The 20,994-nt window shown below is 71.5% G+C and carries 19 protein-coding genes; 7 read left to right on the top strand and 12 right to left on the bottom strand.

All coding sequences use genetic code 11. The annotated features are described in order from the left end of the window. Nucleotides 1-138: 138 nt before the first annotated feature. From ACIBKY_RS29765 to ACIBKY_RS29740, 6 genes are all read left to right on the top strand, one after another. The gene (locus ACIBKY_RS29765; RefSeq protein WP_397101613.1) at nt 139-951 is read left to right on the top strand and encodes a sensor histidine kinase; all 813 of its coding nucleotides are present in this window, start codon (nt 139-141) and stop codon (nt 949-951) included. Next, on the top strand, nt 930-1,595 hold the full coding sequence (locus ACIBKY_RS29760; protein WP_397101611.1) for a response regulator: 666 nt from the start codon (nt 930-932) through the stop codon (nt 1,593-1,595). The genes ACIBKY_RS29765 and ACIBKY_RS29760 overlap by 22 nt, the downstream gene beginning before the upstream one ends. A gap of 113 nt (nt 1,596-1,708) precedes the next feature. Further along, nucleotides 1,709-2,047 carry a TcmI family type II polyketide cyclase gene (locus ACIBKY_RS29755; RefSeq protein ID WP_397101609.1) on the top strand — a complete coding sequence of 113 codons (339 nt, stop codon included), beginning with the start codon at nt 1,709-1,711 and terminating at the stop codon, nt 2,045-2,047. Beyond that, nucleotides 2,044-3,705, top strand: coding sequence for an acetyl-CoA carboxylase carboxyltransferase subunit alpha (locus ACIBKY_RS29750; RefSeq protein ID WP_397101607.1), 1,662 nt, complete (start codon nt 2,044-2,046; stop codon nt 3,703-3,705). Before ACIBKY_RS29755 ends, ACIBKY_RS29750 begins: the two co-directional genes overlap by 4 nt. Further along, nucleotides 3,698-4,150: an acetyl-CoA carboxylase biotin carboxyl carrier protein gene (locus ACIBKY_RS29745; protein WP_397101605.1), complete on the top strand. Its 453-nt coding sequence runs from the start codon at nt 3,698-3,700 to the stop codon at nt 4,148-4,150. The genes ACIBKY_RS29750 and ACIBKY_RS29745 overlap by 8 nt, the downstream gene beginning before the upstream one ends. Next, entirely contained in the window at nt 4,147-5,517 is a 1,371-nt protein-coding gene (locus tag ACIBKY_RS29740) for an acetyl/propionyl/methylcrotonyl-CoA carboxylase subunit alpha (protein WP_397101603.1), read from the top strand. The genes ACIBKY_RS29745 and ACIBKY_RS29740 overlap by 4 nt, the downstream gene beginning before the upstream one ends. 186 nt (nt 5,518-5,703) lie before the next feature. Here ACIBKY_RS29740 and ACIBKY_RS29735 read toward each other — a convergent pair whose 3' ends face one another. The 3 genes from ACIBKY_RS29735 to ACIBKY_RS29725 are packed head-to-tail and all read right to left on the bottom strand — an operon-like array spanning nt 5,704 to nt 7,549. After that, the gene (locus tag ACIBKY_RS29735; protein ID WP_397101601.1) at nt 5,704-6,633 is read right to left on the bottom strand and encodes an RluA family pseudouridine synthase; all 930 of its coding nucleotides are present in this window, start codon (nt 6,631-6,633) and stop codon (nt 5,704-5,706) included. Further along, nucleotides 6,630-7,196: a signal peptidase II gene (lspA, locus tag ACIBKY_RS29730; protein WP_397101599.1), complete on the bottom strand. Its 567-nt coding sequence runs from the start codon at nt 7,194-7,196 to the stop codon at nt 6,630-6,632. Before lspA ends, ACIBKY_RS29735 begins: the two co-directional genes overlap by 4 nt. Next, entirely contained in the window at nt 7,160-7,549 is a 390-nt protein-coding gene (locus tag ACIBKY_RS29725) for a TraR/DksA C4-type zinc finger protein (RefSeq protein WP_184960723.1), read from the bottom strand. Before ACIBKY_RS29725 ends, lspA begins: the two co-directional genes overlap by 37 nt. 431 nt (nt 7,550-7,980) lie before the next feature. On the opposite strand from ACIBKY_RS29725, the gene ileS reads away from it, so the two are divergent. Continuing rightward, nucleotides 7,981-11,115: an isoleucine--tRNA ligase gene (gene ileS, locus ACIBKY_RS29720; protein WP_397101597.1), complete on the top strand. Its 3,135-nt coding sequence runs from the start codon at nt 7,981-7,983 to the stop codon at nt 11,113-11,115. Nucleotides 11,116-11,256: 141 nt separating this feature from the next. Here the strand turns inward: ileS and ACIBKY_RS29715 are convergent, their stop codons facing one another. The 9 genes from ACIBKY_RS29715 to murG all read right to left on the bottom strand — a co-directional run bounded on the left by ACIBKY_RS29715 (nt 11,257) and on the right by murG (nt 20,989). Next, nucleotides 11,257-12,843, bottom strand: coding sequence for a hypothetical protein (locus tag ACIBKY_RS29715; protein WP_397101595.1), 1,587 nt, complete (start codon nt 12,841-12,843; stop codon nt 11,257-11,259). A gap of 42 nt (nt 12,844-12,885) precedes the next feature. Next, entirely contained in the window at nt 12,886-13,749 is an 864-nt protein-coding gene (locus tag ACIBKY_RS29710; RefSeq protein ID WP_379618558.1) for a DivIVA domain-containing protein, read from the bottom strand. A 102-nt stretch (nt 13,750-13,851) separates the two neighbouring features. Continuing rightward, entirely contained in the window at nt 13,852-14,142 is a 291-nt protein-coding gene (locus ACIBKY_RS29705) for a YggT family protein (RefSeq protein ID WP_184960716.1), read from the bottom strand. Nucleotides 14,143-14,225: 83 nt separating this feature from the next. Continuing rightward, nucleotides 14,226-14,729 carry a cell division protein SepF gene (locus ACIBKY_RS29700; protein ID WP_397101592.1) on the bottom strand — a complete coding sequence of 168 codons (504 nt, stop codon included), beginning with the start codon at nt 14,727-14,729 and terminating at the stop codon, nt 14,226-14,228. Nucleotides 14,730-14,846: 117 nt separating this feature from the next. Then, nucleotides 14,847-15,542: a YggS family pyridoxal phosphate-dependent enzyme gene (locus ACIBKY_RS29695; protein WP_397101590.1), complete on the bottom strand. Its 696-nt coding sequence runs from the start codon at nt 15,540-15,542 to the stop codon at nt 14,847-14,849. 201 nt (nt 15,543-15,743) lie between these two features. Next, nucleotides 15,744-17,174, bottom strand: a complete 1,431-nt coding sequence (ftsZ, locus tag ACIBKY_RS29690) for a cell division protein FtsZ (protein ID WP_379618563.1) — start codon at nt 17,172-17,174, stop codon at nt 15,744-15,746. Nucleotides 17,175-17,853: 679 nt separating this feature from the next. Beyond that, entirely contained in the window at nt 17,854-18,516 is a 663-nt protein-coding gene (locus ACIBKY_RS29685) for a cell division protein FtsQ/DivIB (protein ID WP_397101588.1), read from the bottom strand. Further along, nucleotides 18,513-19,916 carry a UDP-N-acetylmuramate--L-alanine ligase gene (murC, locus tag ACIBKY_RS29680; RefSeq protein WP_397101586.1) on the bottom strand — a complete coding sequence of 468 codons (1,404 nt, stop codon included), beginning with the start codon at nt 19,914-19,916 and terminating at the stop codon, nt 18,513-18,515. The genes ACIBKY_RS29685 and murC overlap by 4 nt, the downstream gene beginning before the upstream one ends. After that, nucleotides 19,913-20,989: an undecaprenyldiphospho-muramoylpentapeptide beta-N-acetylglucosaminyltransferase gene (gene murG, locus ACIBKY_RS29675; protein WP_397101584.1), complete on the bottom strand. Its 1,077-nt coding sequence runs from the start codon at nt 20,987-20,989 to the stop codon at nt 19,913-19,915. The genes murC and murG overlap by 4 nt, the downstream gene beginning before the upstream one ends. Nucleotides 20,990-20,994 lie beyond the last annotated feature (5 nt).

Below are 20,994 nucleotides of genomic sequence, written 5' to 3'. Positions count from 1 at the left end.
TTGATCCGGGCAGGTCAGCATGGTATGCCCGGCGCGGGCGGAGCTCCGGGAAACCGAATAACCCTCCATGTGAAGCTCCTGTGACCATTCTTACGATTTTCTTGTAATGGGTATCCGGGTCAACTAGGCTCCCCGATCATGGGGGTTAAATGGGGAAATACTCACTTACTTGGGGACATCCAGCTCCTTGAGGTAGAGGTACTGCTGGCCGTCCTTCTCGGCCTCACCACCGCGGCCCTGGTCGTCACCGGGGCGCACTGCCGGCTCAAGTCCGGCGCCATGCTGCGCGAGCGCAGCCGGATCGCCCGCGACCTGCACGACGGAGTCGGGCACGGCCTCGTCGTCATCGCCTTCCACGCCCGCCAGCTCGCCACCGCGCTGCCTTCGGCGCGCTGCGCGGCCGACGTCATCGACAGCACCGCGCAGGCCACGCTGGCCGAACTGCGCGGCGCCCTGGGCAGCCTGCGGGCCATGCCCGCTCCACCGCCGGGAGGAGAACCCGGCCTCGTGGCGCCGTCCCGGACCCCCCTGGCGGTCCGGCTGGCCGAGCTCACCGACCGCGCGCCGGAAGGACAGCTCACGCTCGTGCTGGAGAACCTGTCCAGCGTCAAGGACGTGGGAGCGGACGTGGAGCACACCGCCTTCCGGGTCGCCCAGGAGGCGCTGACCAACGCGCTCAAGCACGCCGACGGCCCGATCCTGCTGTCGGCCTCGATCGACGGCCGCCTCACCGTCGAGGTGATCAGCCATGGCGGCGGCGGGCCGAAGGCGGTCCCGCCCGAAGGAGGGGGCGGCACCGGACTCGAAGGACTGCGCCAGCGCGTGGCCGAGCACGGCGGCGTACTGGAGTCGAGCCCGCTGGCGGGAGGCGGCTTCGCCGTACGCGCGCTGCTCCCGCTGGAAGGCGGCCACTTATGGGAGGACCGCCCGTGCGAACGATCCGCGTCCTGATCGTCGACGACCAGCCGCTCATCAGAACCGGCCTGCACGCCACGTTCAGCGGCGTGCCCGACATCGCCGTCGTGGGCGAGGCGGCCAACGGGGTGGAGGCCGTGCAGGCGGTCAAGCGCCTCAGCCCCGACGTCGTGCTCATGGACATCAACATGCCGCGCATGGACGGCCTCACCGCGACCAGGGAGATCATCGGCGCGCGCAGTCCGGCCAAGGTCGTCATCCTCACCATCTACGACCAGGACGAGCACCTGTTCGAGGCCCTGCGCAACGGCGCCAGCGGCTTCATACTCAAGCACGCCCCCACCGAGCGGGTCATCGACGCGGTACGCGAGGCCGCCGAGGGCGACGCCCTGCTGTCACCCTCGGTCACCCGGCGGCTCATCGACGAGTTCGCCAAGCGGCCCACGCTCGCCGGCACGACCACCGGCAGCCTGCAGCAGCTCACCGACCGGGAGCGGGACGTCTTCCGGCTCCTGGTACGCGGCTACAGCAACGACGAGATCGCCCGGGAACTCGTCCTCGGCGACAGCACCGTCAAGTCCCATGTCCAGCACCTCTACCAGAAGCTCGGCGTCCGCGACCGCGTCCAGGTCGTCATCTACGCCTACGAGAACGGCCTGGTCCCCTCCTCCGCGCGTTAGGGCTCTCCCCCGCGCGGAGGAGGCGGGCAATCAGGCATGCGGTGGGCGACACCCGCCGGGGGCGCTTCCTACGGTGAGAACGCCATAGCGGCTCGTTCCACCCAGGAGGTCACGTGTCCGAAAGGATCCTCATCGTCGCCAGGCTCAGCCCCGGCAGCGCCCCCGAGGTAGCCCGCCTGTTCGGCGAGTCCGACGACGGCGAGCTCCCCCGCGCGCTCGGGGTCCGGCGGCGCGAGCTGTACCAGTACCGCGAGCTGTACTTCCACGTCGTCGACTTCGACGGCCCCGCCGGCCAGGCGATGGAACGGGCCCGCGACCGCGCGGACTTCCGCGGCCTGAGCGAGGAGCTGAGCCCGCACGTCGTCCCGTACGACCCGGCCACCTGGCGCGGCCCGGCCGACGCCATGGCCACCCGCTTCTACCACTGGAGTCCCGGCGGAGGTGCGCAGTGACCGTCACCGCCACCGACGAATGGACCCGGTGCGCCGGCTGCTCGGCCATCGTCTACCTGCCCCGCCTGACCCGCGCCCACCGGGTCTGTCCCGAGTGCGGCCACCACCACCGCCTCCGGGCGATGGAACGGATCGCCACGCTGGTCGACGAGGACTCCTTCCGCCCGGCCGTACCCCAGGTCAGGGGCGGCGACCCGCTGGGCTTCTCCGACACGCTCCCCTACACCGAGCGCCTGGCGCGCGCCAGGGCCAGGACCGGCCTCGACGACGCGGTCGTCTACGGCCGCGCGAGCATCGGCGCCCGCCCCGCGGTCGTGGCCGCCATGGACTTCGCCTTCCTCGGCGGCAGCATGGGCTCGGCCGTCGGCGAGGCCGTCACCCGCGCCTGCGAACTGGCCGTGCGCACCCGCCTCCCGCTGGTGCTGGCCATCGCCTCCGGCGGCGCCCGCATGCAGGAGGGCACGCTCTCGCTCATGCAGATGGGCAAGACCGCCCAGGCCATGAGCCGCCTGCGGCAGGAGGGACTGCTGTCGGTCTGCGTGCTCACCGACCCCACGTTCGGCGGCGTGACCGCCTCGTTCGCGACGCTGGGCGACGTGCTGGTCGCCGAGCGCGGCGCGCTCATCGGCTTCGCGGGCCCGCGCGTCATCGCCGCGGCCACCAGGGAGCGGCTGCCCGAGGGCTTCCAGAGCGCCGAGTACCTGTTCGCCGGCGGCATGCTCGACCGCGTCGAACCCCGCGAGGGCCTGCGCCCGCTGCTGTCCCGCCTGCTGACGCTGACCGCCCCGCGGCCGCCCGCCGCCCCCACCGTGGCGCGCGAACCCGTCGTGGTGCGCGACCCCGACGAGCTGACCGGCCCGCTGCGCCCCCATGAGACGGTACGGCTGGCCCGCGGCACCGCCCGCCCCACCGCGCTGGACTACGTCCGGCACCTGTGCGCCGACTTCGTCGAACTGCACGGCGACCGCCTGCACGCCGACGACCCGGCGATCGTCGGCGGCCCCGCGATGCTCGGCGGCGTCCCGGTGATGATCGTGGCCCACCAGAAGGGCCACGACACCAAGGAGCTCGTCGCCAGGAACTTCGGCCTGGCCCACCCCGAGGGTTACCGCAAGGCGCTGCGCCTGATGCGCCTGGCCGACCGCCTGAGCCTGCCGGTGGTGACCTTCGTGGACACGCAGGGCGCCGCGCCCGGCGTCGGCGCCGAGGACCGCGGCCAGTCGTGGGCCATCGCCGAGTGCCTGGCCGGGATGTCGGAGCTGGCCGTGCCGGTGGTCGCCACCGTCATCGGCGAGGGCGGCAGCGGCGGCGCGCTGGCGCTGGCCGTGGCCAACCGGGTGCTGATGCTGCGCCACGCCGTCTACTCGGTGATCAGCCCGGAGAGCTGCTCCACGATCCTGCACGGCGACCCCTCGCACGCCCTGGAGCTGTCGTCGTCGCTGCGGATCACCGCGCCCGACCTGCTACGGCTCGGCGTCGTGGACGGCGTCGTGCCCGAGCCGGCCGGCGGCGCCCAGGAGAACCCCGCCGCCGCGATGGACGCGCTGGGCGGGGCGGTGCTGGAGGCGCTGGGCGAGCTGGCCGGGATGGACGGCGCCCAGCTGCGCAAGGACAGGTACGAGCGGTTTCGCCGGCTGGGGGTGGTCGAGGGTGGCTGAGCAGGATCTGCACGCGGCGCTGCGCCTGCTGCGCGAGGAAGTGGGGAACCTGGTCAAGACCGTTCCCGGACCGGTCTCGTCGGTCTCGGTACGGCTGGGCGACTGCTCGCTGGAGGTGTCGTGGGCCGGGGCCGTGCCCACCGGGCCGCCCGCCGTACAGGCTGAGTGGGAGGAAGCGCCGCAGGAGGCGGCCGATCCGGCGCTGGCGGTCGTGACGGCGCCGCTCGTCGGCACGTTCTACGTCGCGCCCGAGCCCGGAGCGGCGCCGTTCGTGCGCGCGGGAGACCGGGTGGAGGCGGGCCAGACGATCGGCATCGTGGAGGCGATGAAGCTGATGAACCCGGTGGCCGCCGAGCAGTCCGGCGAGGTCGTGGAGGTGCTGGCGGGCAACGCCGAGCCGGTGGAGTACGGCCAGGACCTGGTGCGGATCAGGGTGGACGGATGAGGCCGCGCAAGATCCTCATCGCCAACCGGGGCGAGATCGCGGTCCGCGTGGCCAGGACCTGCCGGGAACTGGGCATCCCCACCGTGGCCGTGTACTCGAGCGCCGACCGGGCGGCCAGGCACGTGGCCGCCTGCGACGAGGCGGTGAGCATCGGCCCGCCCCCGGCCCGCCGCAGCTACCTGTACGTGCCGGCGATCATCGAGGCGGCGCTTCGGACCGGGGCGGACGCGATCCACCCGGGGTACGGCTTCCTGTCGGAGGACGCCGACTTCGCCCGGATCTGCGCCGCCCACGGCATCACCTTCGTCGGCCCGCGCCCCGAGGTCATGGACCTGGTCGGCGACAAGGCCCGGGTGCGCGCGCTGATGGCCGGGGCCGGGCTGCCGGTGCTGCCCGGCAGCGACGGCGCGGTGCCCTCGCTGGCCGACGCGGAGAAGATCGGCGCCGAGATCGGCTACCCGGTGATCGTCAAGGCCGCCGCGGGCGGCGGCGGGCGCGGCATCGCGGTCGCCCGCGACGCCGGTGAGCTGCGCGAGGTCTACCGCGCCACCACCGCGCTGGCCCAGCAGGTCTTCGGCGACGGGTCGGTGTACGTCGAACGGTTCGTCCCGGCGGCCAGGCACGTCGAGGTGCAGTTGCTCGGCGACGACTCCGGCGGCGTCATCCACCTGGGCGAGCGCGACTGCTCGCTGCAGCGCCGCAACCAGAAGCTGGTCGAGGAGGCGCCCTCCCCGCTGCTGCCGGACGACCTGCGCCGCCGGCTCGGGGCGTACGCGGTGGCCGGGGCCCGGCACGTCGGCTACACCGGCGCCGGCACGATGGAGTTCCTGGTCGACGCCGGCGGCAACGCCACCTTCATGGAGATCAACGCCAGGATCCAGGTCGAGCACCCGGTCACCGAACTGCTCACCGGCGTGGACCTGGTCGCCGAGCAGATCAGGGCCGCCTCCGGGGAACGGCTCTCGCTCACGCAGGAGCGGGTCACGCCGACCGGCGCGGCCATCGAGTGCCGCGTCAACGCCGAGGACCCGGCCGCCGGCTTCCGTCCCACGCCGGGGCTGCTCACGGTGTTCCGCCCGCCGGGCGGGCCGGGCGTGCGCGTCGACTCCGGGTTCGCGCAGGGCGACCGGGTGCCGCCCGACTACGACTCGCTCGTCGCCAAGCTGGTCGTGTGGGCGCCGACGCGGGCGCAGGCGATCGCCAGGGCCGACCGGGCGCTGGCCGAGTTCGCCGTCGAGGGTCCGGGAGTGGCCACCACCATCCCGCTGCTGCGCGCGCTGCTGGCCCAGCCCGAGTTCGCCGCCGGCACCCACACGACCGCCTTCGTCACCGACTTCCTCTCCCGCGCCCCGATTCCCACCGGGTAGCACGGGTCCCGGTCGGCCGGCACACGCGTGGGGCCGGTCCAGGTGGTCAAGGGGGCCGTGACGGTGGTGCGTCTGTCCGGCGTGAGAAGCGACCCCCACGATCGGCGCCCGCGCATGGCGGCGGGTGGCGTGGGGGCGGCTCGCCGTAACGGATGGAGCGGCGGAAAGCCTCGCCGCGACAGAGACTTACGACTCGGCGCGCACCAGGTCGAGGGCTTTCTGGAGGTCTTCCGGATAGTCGGTGGTGAAGGACATCCACTCGCCGGAGGAGGGGTGCTCGAAGCCCAGCGACACCGCGTGCAACCACTGCCGCGTCACGCCGAGCCGGGCCGCCAGCGTCGGGTCGGCGCCGTAGAGAAGGTCGCCCACGCACGGGTGCCGCAGGGCGGACATGTGCACCCGGATCTGGTGCGTACGGCCGGTCTCCAGCTTGATGTCCAGCAACGACGCCGCCCGGAACGCCTCGATCGTGTCGTAGTGCGTCACCGACGGCTTGCCGCCCGCCACCACCGCCCAGCGCCCGTCCCCGGCCGGATGCCGGTCGATCGGCGCGTCCACCGTGCCGCGGAACGGGTCGGGATGTCCCTGGACGAGGGCGTTGTAGCGCTTGTCCACCGTGCGCTCCTTGAAGGCGCGCTTGAGGTGGGAGTACGCGTGCTCGCTCTTGGCCACGGCCATCGCCCCGGTGGTGTTGGCGTCGAGCCGGTGCACGATGCCCTGGCGTTCGGCCGCGCCGCTGGTGGCGATGGTGTGCCCGGCGCCGAGCAGGCCGCCGATCACGGTGGGGCCGGTCCAGCCGACGGTCGGGTGGGCGGCCACGCCGATCGGCTTGTTGACCACGACGACGTCGTCGTCCTCGTACACGATCGTCATGCCGGGCACCGGCTCGGCGACGGGCATCGGGGTGGTGACCGGGGGCGGCATCGTCACCTCCAGCCAGGCGCCCGCGTGCACCCGGTCGGACTTGGCCGCCTCGTTGCCGTCGACCAGCACCTCGCCGGCGCCGATCAGCTCCGCTGCGCGCGTACGGGAGAAGCCGAACAGCCGCGAGAGGGCGGCGTCCAGCCGCTCCCCCTCCAGCCCGTCCGGGACGGGCAGGCTGCGCTGTTCGCTCACTTCTTCACCTCGCGGGTGCCGTCGATCTGCAGGCCGCGCCAGGCCAGGATGACCGCCAGGATGCCGCCGCACACGATCGCGGAGTCGGCGATGTTGAAGACCGGGAAGTAGTCGATGATCGGGAAGTTGCCCGGCAGCACCTCGATGAAGTCGACCACGTGCCCCTGCAGCTGGGTCGACCGGCCGAAGCCGGACGGCCAGCGCAGCAACCGGTCGGTGAGGTTGCCCAGCGCGCCGCCCAGCAACAGGCCCAGCGTGATCGCCCACGGCAGGCTGCGCAGCTTGCGGGCGGTGCGGATGATCGCCACCACCACGCCCGTGGCGATGATGGTGAACACGAACGTCATCCCGGTGCCGATGCTGAACGCGGCGCCGGAGTTGAAGATCACCCGGAACTGGAGCACGCCCGGGATGATCACGTTGGGCGGCTCGCCTTCGAGCGTCCGCAGCACGACGGTCTTGGTGACCAGGTCGGCCGCGTAGATCACAAAGGCGAGCGCGCCCAGCAGGAGGAGGAGCTTGCGCTTTACCTGCGCTCCTCCCGCTGCTTGCACGTCACGCACAGCGTCGCCCTCGGGAACGCCTGCAGGCGCTCCTTGCCGATCGGCTTCTGGCACGATTCGCACACTCCATAGGTCCCTGCGTCGATCCTGGCGATCGCACGTTCGTTCTGCGCGACCAGGTCGCGCGCATTCAGGGTAAGGGCGATCTCGCGTTCGCGCTCATAGGTCTTGGCTCCGGCGTCCGCCTGGTCGTCGCCGGCGCCCTGCGTCACGTCGCCCGAGGCGATCTCCGACTCGTGGCGGCGAATGTCCGCGTTGAGCTCGTCTATCTCCCTTTGCAGGGACTCGCGTACCTCGGCCAGCTCCTGCTCCGACCACATCGACGGTGTTGCGGTCTGCGTGACTGCCGCCATGGCTGCCTCCATGCTGATCAAGGCCGGTGAATGGTGCGGGCAGCTTAGGTGCCCGATAACGGATCGGCAAACGACCCGCCGTGAGGTTTACCCCTCCCGTACTATCCCGCCCCGCGAATTCAACTCCTCCACTGGAGAGTCCATTCCCACCGCTTTGCCCGCCACGGACACGGCCCGCGGAAAACGGGGAAGTCTTTCGCTCCACTCTGCGTTATGGTTTGAGCCTGCAAGGCGTTGATGGGGCCCGACTGTGAGGGATATCACCCCGGAGCCGCCGGAAGAACGGCTCGTCACCGAGCTCACTAGAACCGGCCGCAGCCCTGAACGAAGAGGGTCCCTTTCGGGGCCAAGAAGGGTGGTACCGCGGAGCCTCCGGCTTCGTCCCTTCACGCACCTGTCAGCATGTGACCAGCGTGGAGGTCCCGCCCGAGATGTCTTCCCACTCTTTCCGCTCTCTTCCCGCGCAGGTCGACCTGCCCGCGCTCGAGCGCGAGGTCCTCGACCGCTGGCGCGACGGGAAGATCTTCGAGCGCTCGGTGGAGCAGAACGAAGGCAACCCGTCGTGGGTCTTCTACGAGGGCCCGCCCACCGCCAACGGCCTGCCCGGCGTCCACCACGTCGAGGCGCGCGTCTTCAAGGACCTGTTCCCGCGCTACAAGACCATGCGGGGCTTCAGCGTCCCCCGCAAGGCCGGCTGGGACTGCCACGGCCTGCCGGTCGAGGTCGGCATCGAGAAAGAACTCGGCCTGTCCGGCAAGAAGGACATCGAGGCGTACGGCATCGCCGAGTTCAACGCCAAGTGCCGCGAGTCCGTGCTGCGCCACGTCGACGCCTTCGAAGAGCTCACCGAGCGGATGGGCTACTGGATCGACCTGTCCACCGCCTACCGGACCATGGACCCGTCCTATGTCGAGTCGGTCTGGTGGTCGCTGAAGGTCATCTTCGACAAGGGCCTGCTGTTCCGCGACTTCCGCATCACGCCGTACTGCCCGCGCTGCGGCACCGGCCTGTCCGACCACGAGCTGGGCCAGCCGGGCGGCTACGAGACCGTGTCGTCGCCGTCGGTGTACGTGCGCATGCCGGCCACCTCGGGCCGCCTCCAGGAACTCGGCGCCTCGCTGCTGGTCTGGACGACGACGCCGTGGACGCTGGTGTCCAACACCGCGGTCGCCGTACACCCCGACGTCACCTACGTCGCCGCGCGCACCGCCGACGGCGAGGTGCTCGTGGTCGCCGAGCCGCTGCTCGGCGTGCTGGGCGACGGCGCCACCGAGGTGGCCCGCTTCACCGGCCGCGAGCTGGAGCACACCTCCTACACGCGCCCCTTCGACCTCGTCGACATCCCCGGCGCGCACTACGTGGTGCTCGGCGACTACGTCACCGTCGAGGACGGCACCGGCCTGGTCCACCAGGCGCCCGCGTTCGGCGCCGACGACCTCACGGTCTGCAAGAAGTACGGCATGCCGGTCGTCAACCCGATCGGCCCCGACGGCCGCTTCCTCGACGACGTGCCCATGGTCGGCGGCCAGTTCTTCAAGGACGCCGACGAGGGCCTCACCGAGGACCTGCGCGCCCGCGGCCTGCTGTTCCGCGGCGGCCACTTCGAGCACAGCTACCCGCACTGCTGGCGCTGCCACACCGCGCTGCTCTACTACGCGCTGCCCTCCTGGTACATCCGCACCACCGCGGTCAAGGACCAGATGCTCGCCGAGAACGAGAAGACCAACTGGTTCCCCGACACGATCAAGTGGGGCCGCTTCGGCGAGTGGCTGCGCAACAACGTCGACTGGTCGCTGTCGCGCTCGCGCTACTGGGGCACGCCGCTGCCGCTGTGGGTGTGCACCGCCGACGAGAGCCACGTCACCTGTGTCGGCTCCCTGGAGGAGCTGGGCGAGCTGGCCGGTCAGGAACTGTCCGCGCTCGACCCCCACCGCCCGTTCGTGGACGACGTGTCCTTCCCCTGCCCGTCCTGCTCGGCCGAGGCGTGGCGCGTGCCCGACGTCATCGACGCCTGGTACGACTCCGGCTCGATGCCGTTCGCCCAGTGGGGCGCCCGCGGCAAGCCCGAGGGCGTCTACCCGGCGCAGTTCATCTGCGAGGCCACCGACCAGACGCGCGGCTGGTTCTACTCGCTCATGGCCGTCGGCACGCTGACCTTCGGCCAGTCCTCCTACGAGAACGTGCTCTGCCTCGGCCTCATCCTGGCCGAGGACGGCCGCAAGATGAGCAAGCACCTGGGCAACGTGCTGCAGCCCATCCCGCTCATGGACCAGCACGGCGCCGATGCCCTGCGCTGGTTCATGGCCTGCTCAGGCTCACCCTGGGCGGCGCGCCGGGTCGGCCACGGCACGCTGGAGGAGATCGTCAGGAAGGTCCTGCTGACCTACTGGAACACCGCCTCCTTCTTCACCCTCTACGCCAACGCCTCGTCCTGGACGCCGCGGGAGGCCACCCCCGCCGCCGAGCGGCCGCTCATCGACCGCTGGGCGCTGGCCGAGCTCCACCGCACCGTCGCCGAGGTGAGCGCGGCGCTCGACGAGTACGACACCGTGCGGGCCGGGCGCCGGCTGGCGGAGTTCCTCGACGACCTGTCCAACTGGTACGTGCGCCGCTCGCGCCGCCGGTTCTGGCAGGGCTCGCAGGACGCCTTCGCCACCCTGTACGAGTGCCTGGAGACCGTCACGCGGCTCATGGCGCCGATCACCCCGTTCGTCACCGACTACCTGTGGGACGTGCTGCGCCGGGAGGGCGACCCCGCCTCGGTGCACCTGACCTCGTGGCCGGCCGTACGCGAGGACCTGCTCGACCCCGCGCTGTCCCAGCAGATGGCGCTGGTGCGGCGGCTGGTCGAACTGGGCCGCTCCGCGCGCGCCTCGTCGGGGGTGAAGACCCGCCAGCCACTCGGCCGCGCGCTGGTCGGCGCCCACGACTGGCCCGCCCTGCCCAACGAGCTGCGCGAGCTCATCGCCGACGAGCTGAACGTGCAGACGCTGGAGGACATGTCCGGCTACAGCGCCGACCTCGTCTCCTACACGGTCAAGCCCAACTTCCGCGCGCTGGGCAAGCGGTTCGGCTCCCAGACCAAGCTGGTCGCCGCCGCCGTCTCCGCCGCCGACGCCGCCTCGCTGGCGCGCACCCTGCGCTCCGGGGGTACGGCTTCGCTGGAGGCAGCCGAGCTCGGCACGGTCGAGGTGGGCCCCGACGACGTGATCGTCACCGAGCAGCCGCGCTCCGGCTGGGCGGTGGAGACCGGCGCCGTCGACACCGGCACCGGCGAGACCGTCGCCCTCGACCTGGCCATGACCGGCGAGCTGCGCAGGGCCGGGCTCATCCGCGAGGTCATCCGCCTGGTGCAGGACGCCCGCAAGTCGAGCGGCCTGGCGATCACCGACCGGATCGACCTGTGGTGGACGGCAGCCTCGCCCGACCTCTCGGAGGCGCTGCGGTCCGACGGCGGGCTGGTGGCCGACGAGGTCCTGGCGCTGTCGGTCACGGAGGGCACGTCCGAGCTGCCGGTGTTCACCGACGCCGACCTCGGGCTGACCTTCCAGCTGCGCCGCGTGTAGAGGTGAGAAGACGCGGTCCCCTTCGTCCGGGGGCCGCGTCCTTCCATGTGCGGGGCCACTTCGTCAGCCCGCGTGCGGGGCCGCTCGGTAAGCCCGTGTATGGGGCCCCTTCGTCAGCCCGCAGTCCTTGGGCGCGGGTGGTCAGCTGACCGATTCGCGGTCGTTCTGGCAGACCGAGCAGCTCGTCAGCCCGGCCGCTTCGGCCTGGGCCAGCGTCATGGTCTCCACGCCCGTGTCGCCGGCGCCGCGGATCAGCGGGCAGGCGGTGCTGTGGTAGCGGCGCGTGCCGACGATGACCTTCACCGTGCCCGGCCGCGTGTCCTTGGCGGGCGCGTCGTCACCGGCGTCATCCTCGGCGCCCGGGCGGGGCTTCGGCTCCGGCTTCGGCTCTTCCGACTCCGCCCGGGACTCGGCGGGCGTGGGCCGTGAGCCGGGCTCAGGCTTCTTCTCCGGGGTCGCGGGCTTGGCCTCGCCGTTGGTGGTCGCGGGGGCGACATAGGGCGCCACACGCGGCCCTGACGGGCTCTTGCCGGTGGGCCTGCCCTCGTCGGCGACCGGCGCCTCGGGCCGCCGGCCCGCGCCGTTGTCGCCGGTGACCGGATGCACGGCCTTCTCCTCGGCCGGAGGCCGCTGCCCGGCCGGGGCGGCCCGTTCGGGCTTGTCCGTCCCCGGCCTGTCCGTCCCGGGCTTGTCCGTCCCGGACCGGTTGTCCGTACCGGGCTTCTCGTCCTTCCGGGGCCTGTCGTCCGCGGGACTCGCGGGCCTGCCGTCCGCGCTCGCGGGCTTGCCCGCCGCGCTCACGGGCTTGCCGGCCGGGCCTGTGAGGCTGCCGGACGGGCCCGTTGGGCTGCCGGCCGGCGGCTTGGACGGGGACTCCATGGCGGGGAGCCGGAGGTGCGGGTTGGTCGTCTCGGCGTCGGACTCGTCGTCCGGTCCCGGCGCGGGCGGGGTGTCGTCACCGGCCGCGGGGGGCTTCGCCGTACCGGAGGAAGAGGCTTTGGGGGCGAACCAGCCGCCAGGCTGGTCGGGCCCGGACTCCGGAGTGGGGGTGGAAGCGGCGGGGGCCGGCTTCGGCGCTGCGACGGGGCCCGGGGGCCGGATGTCGCGGGTCGCCTCGGAGGGTTCCGCCGGAAGCTCGGCGGAGACGGTCCTGGTCTCCGGCGAGGCAGCGGGGTGGGGCGTGACGGGCTCGGGGTCGGCGGCAGGCGGCAGCTGCCGTCCACCGAGCGCCGCGTCGGGCAGGCAGCTCGTGCAGGGCGTGAAGCCCTCCTCGCGCGCCTCCTCGAATGTGAGCTCCTCGTGATCCCGTCCGATCAGCTGACGGCATCCCGGTACGTGGTAACGCTTGCGCCCGGGGATCACCAGGACGAGGGCGTCCGGGGAGATCCCGCGTGCCGCGGGCCGGCGGGGAGCCGGTGAGGGGACGGTCGCCGTCTGCTGGAACGTCTGGGGACGCGGAGGAGACGGCGGCGCTCCCGCGGGAGCCTGGTCGGAGTGCGGCGGCTGCGGGTACCCGAACTTCGCGGGTTCGGGAGGGGTGGCCGTGGCCCCGGCACGCCCGCCGGGGAACAGCTCATGACGCCGCAGCAGCGCCCCGATCACCAGGAACAACGCGGAAAGCACGCTCACCACGATGGACCACATGATCAGGAACGGCTTTGCCAGCACGAAGCCCGCGATCAGCAGTACGACCGCCGCGAGCACCAAACCAGCACTGATAAGGATCACTAGGGGGCTCTCTCGAGTGACGGGTCCTGTTGACCCGCTACTTTACCGGCGGTCGTTGTGCGGGCCGTCGGCGCCGGGGAAGGCGCCCTGGGGAGCCTCGCCGCCGAACGGGCTGGGACCGCCGGGAAGCGGCTGCTGACCACCCTGGGGTACGGCGTGCGACATGGCCGGAGCGCCGGGGTTCGGCAGAACCGGGAACCCGCCGCTGCCCTCCGCGGAGACGTTCAGCTCGGCGAGCTGGTTCTCCAGGTAGAGCTTGAGGCGGCTGCGGTACTCGCGCTCGAAGCTGCGCAGCTCCTCGACCTTGCGCTCCAGCTCGTCACGGGTCTGGACGAGGGAGCCCATGGCCTGGCGGTGGCGCTCCTGCGCGTCGCGCTCCAGCGTCTCGGCGCGGGCACGGGCGTCACCGATGACCTGCTCGGCCTGGCGGCGAGCCTTGGTCAGGATGTCGTCGGCCTCGCGGCGGGCGCGGGTGACGGTCTCGTCCGCCTCGCGGCGGGCGTCGGCGATGGCCTGGTCGGCCGTCTGCTGGGCGAGGGCGAGCACGCGGGCCGCGGTGTCCATGTTGTCCTCGGCGGGAGGCATGTTCATGGCGACGGGCTGGGGCTGCGGCTGCATGGGCTGCGGCTCGGGGGCCCGCATGGGCTCCGGCTGCGGGGGCAGCTGCATCTCGGCCTTCGGCTCCTGCACCGGGGCGGAGGCCATGGGCATGTTCATGCCGCCGGGCACCTTCCCACGCAGGCACTCGGCCAGTTTGGCGCGAAGCTCCTCGTTCTCTTGGATCAGGCGGTCAAGCTCAGCTTCCACCTCGTCGAGGAAGGCGTCTACTTCTTCCTCGTCGTAGCCCGGCCGTAGCCGGGTGGTACTGAACTGCTTGTTCCGCACGTCAGCGGGCGTCAGCGGCATTTTTTGGTCTCCTTGGCGCGCTTGGAGTCTGTCCGGAGGGGGCAGACCCGAATCACTTCAGCGCGGACACGAGTCGGTTCTCGACCGGACCTCGCAGGCCCGTCATCTGGCGAGTGATCCAGCGATCTGGATCAGGATCAGCACCACGATGAACAGGACTGTGAAGCTTAGGTCAAAGGCCACCGTACCCAACCGGAGGGGAGGAATGAAACGGCGGAGAAACTTGAGAGGTGGGTCGGTTGCGGTGTATGTGGCCTCTGCGAGGACCAGCACGACGCCGGAGGGCCGCCACTGGCGGGCGAACGCCTGCACCGTCTCAAAGATCATTCTTCCGATGAGCAACACCAGGTAGAGGGACAGGACAACCACCAAGATCTGACCTACGATCCCCACGGCGTGGCCGCGCCTCCACTTCTGATGAGCCCTCCCGTCGGTCTCGGTGAGACCAGGTTGGGTCCGATAGACATACAGAGACTCTAACTCTGGTTGAAGAATCCGCGTTCCGCGATTCGAGCCTTGTCCTCGGCGGTCACCTCGACATTGGCAGGGGACAACAGGAACACCTTGTTGGTAACACGTTCAATGCTGCCATGTAGGCCAAAGACCAGACCTGCCGCGAAATCCACCAGCCGCTTGGCGTCGCTGTCAACCATTTCAGTCAAGTTCATGATGACCGGGGTGCCGTCCCGGAAGTGCTCTCCGATCGTACGCGCCTCGTTGTACGTGCGCGGATGGAGTGTGGTGATCCTCGCGAGGTCGGTGGTACGCCGCTCCAGGACCGTCGTCGAGGGCCGCGGCGCGGGTACGCCGGGGTCGGTCTCGTCGTCGCGGTCCTGGACCGTGACGGCCCGCTCCTCACCGGTCCGCGGCGACTCCTCCTCGTACGGAGGGTCGTAGTCCGCGTAGGCCTCGTACCTCTCGTAACGGTCGTCCTCCACGAGACCGAGGTAGACCGCCATCTTGCGCATTGCGCCGGCCATACTACGTCGTCCTCCTGCTCATGGTCGCACTCGCTCGGGCGGGGACCCGAGGCGGTAGCCGTACCCCCTTGGAGCTCACCGCGGATCGACCTCTACTAAGACCCACTTGAGGGGACATTACCTGACGAAGGGCTTGCGGCGACCGAGCAACGCCGTACCGACCCGCACGTGTGTCGCGCCGTTGGCCACAGCCTCGGACAAATCCCCACTCATCCCCGCGGACACCATGGCCGCGCCCGGATGGCGCGATTGAAGCGCGAGCGCGATCTCCCGCAGCCTGCCGAACGCCTTGCCCGGATCCTCCCCCAGCGGCGCCACCGCCATCACCCCGCCCAGCCGCAGATTCCCGGCCGCCGCGATCACGTCGGCCAGCGCGGGCACGTCGGCGGGCAGGGCGCCGCCGCGTTCCGGGTCGTCGTCGAGCGCCACCTGCACCAGGCACGTCACCTCGCGCCCCGCCCTGACGGCCTCCTTGGAGATCGCCCTGGCCAGCCGCTCGCGGTCGACGGAGTGGATCACGTCCGCGTACCCGACCACCGACCTGACCTTGTTCGTCTGCAACTGCCCCACGAAGTGCCAGGTCACCGGCAGATCGGCGCATTCGGCGGCCTTGCCCGCGGCTTCCTGATCGCGGTTCTCGCCCACGTCGCGGACGCCCAGCTCGGCGAGGGTCCGCACGTCGTCGGCGGGGTAGGTCTTGGTGATCGCGATCAGCGTCACCTCCGCCCGGTCCCTGCCGGCGGCGCGGCACGCCCGCGCGATCCGCTCCTCCACCTCGCCCAGCCGCTCGCCGATCTCCGCCTTGCGCGTCACTTCACACCTTTCTCCCGGTACGGCAGGCCGCCGTCACCAGGGGGCCTGCCGTAAGAACGCTACTCCAGGGCAGGGTGGGGCCTCGCACGTGAGTTCGATCACTCTTGACCGGCGGCGGCATGTCACCGGTGGCAGAACGCGGGCGGGCAGACAGCAGAGCGCCCGCGCCGGTTGCGGCGCGGGCGTTCGGTGAAGCTGCGGCTACTTGAGGAAGTCCGGGACGTCCAGTTCCTCTTCCTGCTCCTCGAAGACCACCGGACGGCGCTTGGCCGGCTCCGACATCCGGGAGTTGATCGGTGTCGGCGGGTTCGGGGGCTCGGGGGCCGGGCGGGGGATGGAGACCGGGGCGGGCGGCTCCTCCGCGACCGGCTCCACCGCGGGAGCCACCTGGGCGGCGGGCGCGGGCTGCGCCGGCGCCGGTTCCGGCGTGTGCTGCTCGGCCGCGCGGACGGGCTCAGGCCTGGGCTCCGGCCGCTGGTCGGGGCGCATCGGCTCGGCGCGTAGCTGCGAATAGGGAACCGAGTCCGAGCGTACGGGCTCGGGGCGGGCGGGCTCCGCGCGCGGCGGCGCCACCGGCTCGGCCTTCACGCTCGGCGCCTGGACGCCGCTCGGGCGTACCGGGGCCGAGGCCTGGGCGGCGGTGGCCGACGAGGCGGCCGGCCGTACGGCGGCGGGAGGCAGCTTGGGCACCTCGTCGAAGCCGGCGGCGATGACGGTGACCCGCACCTCGTCGCCGAGCGCGTCGTCGATGACCGTGCCGAAGATGATGTTGGCGTCGGGCGCGGCGGCCATGGACACCAGCTGGGCGGCCTCGTTGATCTCGAACAGGCCCAGGTCGGAGCCGCCCGCGATGGACAGCAGCACCCCGTGGGCGCCGTCGATCGAGGCCTCCAGCAGCGGGCTGGAGACCGCCATCTCGGCCGCCGCCACGGAACGGTCGTCACCGCGCGCGTGCCCTATGCCCATGAGGGCCGAGCCGGCGCCGGACATGACGGATTTCACATCCGCGAAGTCCAGGTTGATCAGACCGGGCGTGGTGATCAGGTCCGTGATGCCCTGGACACCGGACAGCAGCACCTGGTCGGCCGCCTTGAAGGCGTCCAGAACACTGACCTGGCGGTCGGAGATCGACAGCAGGCGGTCGTTCGGGATCACGATCAGGGTGTCGACCTCGTCGCGCAGCGTCTCGATGCCGGCTTCGGCCTGTGAGGCCCTGCGCCGCCCTTCGAAGCTGAACGGCCTGGTCACCACACCTATCGTCAGCGCGCCGAGTGACCTGGCGATGTTGGCCACGACGGGTGCGCCACCGGTGCCGGTGCCGCCGCCTTCGCCTGCCGTGACGAAGACCATGTCGGCGCCCTTGAGCACCTCTTCGATCTCTTCACGGTGGTCCTCGGCCGCCTTGCGCCCCACGTCGGGGTTGGCGCCCGCGCCAAGTCCGCGCGTGAGCTCACGGCCCACGTCCAATTTCACGTCGGCGTCACTCATCAGCAGCGCCTGGGCGTCGGTGTTTATCGCGATGAACTCGACGCCCTTGAGTCCCTCTTCGATCATCCGGTTGACGGCGTTGACTCCGCCGCCGCCGATGCCGACGACCTTGATGACCGCGAGGTAGTTCTGCGGTGCTGCCACGACGAGGGGCCTTTCCGCTCGTTGACTTGCCATTTCGGTGCGGATCGTTCTCCGCCATTTCTCACTTCGGGTAACTCTCAACCTCAGGTTGAGATTTAGATTTATGTCAACCTGAGGATTGATACGGACAGTAGGAGTTACGCTCCGGGCGGGTCAACTAACCGCGCCGCAAGCACGTCCGGCGTGTCGCGGGCTGTCCGATTCGTTCCCGTGTCATGCCTGGCCGGGCTCCCGTCCGGGATACAGACTCTCACGCTCCACCCCCCGGATCGGACAGGCTCCACCCATTCTCCTCCCAAACCCTCACCACCCCGGGCCACCGCGGCCTGCCCTGGAACTACCACGCACCGGGCAATACATGTCTTAACCCGCTCCCACCCCAGCTCACGCCCGTCTTGGAGGGACAGGGCAGGCCCCCTGGCCACCCCGTCGAGGACACCGCCCAAGGGGGCATCAGGCCGGCCGCACGGCCGCCACCGGGGCAGGCGCGCGGGACAACCCGGCGGGGAGAGCAGGGCGCGGCGCGGGCCGAGCGATCGGGGCGCTGACCGGGGCCGTGACGGCGGGGGCCACGTCCGACGTGAGAAGCGATCCCCCCGACCTGCCCCGGCGCACGTCGGCGGGTGGCGTCAGCCCGGCTTGCCGTAACGGAGAAGAGGCGTCACGCGAGAAGAGCGCATCACTTGAGCGTGACCACGTCCGGCGAGCTGACGTCGTACAGGTCCGCCTTGCGGGACAGGAGGGAGAGCAGCACGGCCGCCTTGTCCTCGCCGCGGTCGGTGCCGCCCCACACCACGGTCCGCCCGTCGTTCAGGCCGAACGTGATCCCCTCGGCCGACGACGCCCGCACCGTCTTCACCTTCCCCGACAAGGTGTCCGGCAGTGTGCTGACGACCTTGAGGGCCGCCAGCGTCACGGGGTCGGTCGGGCTGGGCCGGTCCATGTGCAGCACCGGCAGGTCAGGCGGCCCGATGGCGCGGATCTCGGTCACGACGCCCTGCTTGTCGACGAGCGCCGCCTTCCCGCCCACGGGCAGCACGGCGACCGGCTCGCGTTCGGCGACGGTGATCTCCAGCGTGGACGGCCACACCCGCGCGGCCTTCACGGTCGCGAGCTGCCGGATGCCCAGCACCCGGCTCTCGACCGAGGCCAGGTCGACGGTGGCCAGCGGGTGCAGGGCGGTGATGGCGGCCTGCTGTTCGATCCGGTCGGCGGGAACTGTGAGATTCCCCACGATCTCGACATTTCGCACGCCGAGGACGGGCGAGTAGAAAACCAGCCATACCGCCGTGCCCACGACCCCGGCGGTCAGCAGCCCGATGAAAGCGGTACGCGCCCTCACCGGGTGGACAGCTCCGCGACGATCCGCGGCCCGAGCTCGGTGACGTCGCCCGCGCCCATGGTCAGGACGATGTCGCCCTGCCGCGCCTTGTCCGCGACCAGCGCGGGCACGGCGGCCTTGTCGGGCGCGTAGTCGACGTGGGAATCGGGCAGGTTGACCCGCTCGGCGACCATGGCCCCGGACACTCCCGGCTCGGGATCCTCGCGGGCGCCGTAGACGTCCAGGACGATCGCGCGGTCGGCCAGGCCGAGCGCCGCGCCGAACTCGTCGGCGAAGAACCGGGTGCGCGAGTACAGGTGCGGCTGGAAGACCGCGATGACCCGCCCGTCACCCGAATAGGAGGCGACCACGTCGCGGGCGGCGCGCAGGTCGGCGGCCAGCTCGGTGGGGTGGTGGGCGTAGCTGTCGAAGACCGCCACGCCGCCCGCCTCGCCCTTGGCCTCGAAGCGCCTCTTGGCCCCCGTGAAGGCCGCCAGACCGTCCCTGATCTCCTCGAACGGCAGGCCCAGGGCATCGGCCACGGCCACCACCGCGGTGGCGTTGAGCGCGTTGTGCGCCCCGGGAACGGCCAGCCTGACCTCGCCACGCCCCTCGATCGTGAAACGCGTGCCGAACCCGTCGGGCCGCACCCCGGTGACGCGGTAGTCGTCGGACTCGGTGCCGTAGGTCCTGACCCGCAGCCCGCGCCTGGCGGCCACCTCGGCCAGCGCCGCCGACCCCGGGTCGTCGGCGCAGATGACCAGCAGCGAGCCGACCCGCTCCACGAAGCGGTTGAAGCTGTCGTACACGGCCCGCGGGTCCCCGTAGTTGTCGAGATGGTCCGCCTCGACGTTCGTCACCAGCGCGATGTCCGGCGCCAGCATCAGGAACGACCCGTCGCTCTCGTCGGCCTCGGCCACGAACACATCACCGTTGCCCTCGTCCGCGCCGAGCCCGGTGGTGACCAGCTGCCCGCCCACGCAGTAAGACGGATCGGCGCCGCTCTTCTGCAGCGCCACGGTCAGCATCGAGGTCGTGGTGGTCTTGCCGTGGGTGCCGGCGATGGCCACGGCGGTGCGCCCGGCCATCACCGAGGCGAGCGCGGCGGCCCGCGGGATGACCCGCACCCCGCGCTTGAGCGCCTCCCCCAGCTCGGGGTTGGAGTCGCGGATGGCGGTGGAGACCACGACGGTGTCGGCGTCCTTGACGTGGGAGGCGGCGTGCCCGATGTGCACGGTCGCGCCGAGCTCACGCAGCTCGTTCACCAGGTCGGAGCCGCGGGCGTCGCTGCCGGTCACGCGTACGCCGCGCTTGAGCAGGATGCGGGCGATGCCCGACATCCCGGCGCCGCCGATGCCGATGAAGTGGACCCTCCCCAGGTCCTCGGCGGCGACCGGATCGACCAGCTTCACGAGACTCATTGGGCTATCTCCAACACTTTCCTGGCCAGCGTGATGTCCGCGTCCTTGCGTCCCAGTCTGACCGCGGCCTCGGACATGACGGCGACGCGTTCGGGGTCCCGCAAGATGGGCAGCACGTTCTGGATGATCCAATCAGGTGACAAATCGGCATCGTCGATGAGCAGCCCCCCGCCGCCGCCGGCGATGCGTTCCGCGTTGATCCGCTGCTCGCCGTTGCCGTGGGGCAGCGGCACGTACGCCGCGGGCAGGCCGACCGCCGTCAGCTCCGCGCAGGTGAGCGCGCCGCTGCGGCACAGCGCCAGGTCGGCGGCGGCGTAGGCGAGGTCCATGCGGTCGAGGTAGGGAAGCAGCACGTACTGCGGGTCGCCCGGCGGAGGCTCGCGCTCGACGGTGTTCTTGGGGCCGACGACGTGCAGCACCTGCACCCCCGCCGAGCGCAGGGCCGGCGAGGCGGCCAGCGCGGCCTGGTTGATCGAGCGGGCGCCCTGGGAGCCGCCGAAGACGAGCAGCGTCGGCCGGTCGGTCTGCAGGCCGAACCAGGAGCGCGCCTTGTCGCCCATCGACAGCCGGTCGAGCTGGACGATCTCGCGCCGCAGCGGCGTGCCGATGTACTCCGCCTTGGCCAGCACGCAGTCGGGGTGGCCGGTGAAGACGTGGTCGGTGAGCTTGGCGCCCAGCCGGTTGGCCAGGCCGGGGCGCGGGTTCGCCTCGTGCACGACGATGGGCACGCCGCGCCGCTTGGCCGCCAGGTACGCGGGCGTGGCCACGTACCCGCCGAATCCCACGAGCACGTCGGCCCGCACCCGGTCGAGGACCGCGGCCGCGGCGTTGACCGCCCCGGCCAGGCGGCCCGGCATGGTCAGCAGCTGCGGGGTGATCGCCCTGGGCAGGGGTACGGCGGGCACGAGCTCCAGCTCATACCCCCGGGTGGGCACCAGCCGGGTCTCCAGGCCGCGGTCGGTGCCCATGCAGGTGATGCCGATGCCCGGGTCGAGCCCGCGCAGCGTGTCCGCTAGGGCGAGAGCGGGCTCGATGTGCCCGGCCGTCCCGCCACCGGCGAGGACCACCCTCATGATCG

Source organism: Nonomuraea sp. NPDC050394, from assembly GCF_044459065.1.
In the GTDB taxonomy this organism is placed as follows: Bacteria; Actinomycetota; Actinomycetes; order Streptosporangiales; family Streptosporangiaceae; genus Nonomuraea.
This window is presented reverse-complemented; position numbering and strand designations above follow the sequence as displayed.

Bases quoted from the DNA above. Each gene is read 5' to 3' on its own strand.
- murG (WP_397101584.1), bottom strand. From the start codon at position 20,989: ATGAGGGTGGTCCTCGCCGGTGGCGGGACGGCCGGGCACATCGAGCCC.
- ACIBKY_RS29725 (WP_184960723.1), bottom strand. From the start codon at position 7,549: ATGGCGGCAGTCACGCAGACCGCAACACCGTCGATGTGGTCGGAGCAG.
- ACIBKY_RS29740 (WP_397101603.1), top strand. From the start codon at position 4,147: ATGAGGCCGCGCAAGATCCTCATCGCCAACCGGGGCGAGATCGCGGTC.
- ACIBKY_RS29765 (WP_397101613.1), top strand. From the start codon at position 139: ATGGGGGTTAAATGGGGAAATACTCACTTACTTGGGGACATCCAGCTC.
- murC (WP_397101586.1), bottom strand. From the start codon at position 19,916: ATGAGTCTCGTGAAGCTGGTCGATCCGGTCGCCGCCGAGGACCTGGGG.
- ACIBKY_RS29710 (WP_379618558.1), bottom strand. From the start codon at position 13,749: ATGCCGCTGACGCCCGCTGACGTGCGGAACAAGCAGTTCAGTACCACC.
- ileS (WP_397101597.1), top strand. From the start codon at position 7,981: ATGTCTTCCCACTCTTTCCGCTCTCTTCCCGCGCAGGTCGACCTGCCC.
- ACIBKY_RS29700 (WP_397101592.1), bottom strand. From the start codon at position 14,729: ATGGCCGGCGCAATGCGCAAGATGGCGGTCTACCTCGGTCTCGTGGAG.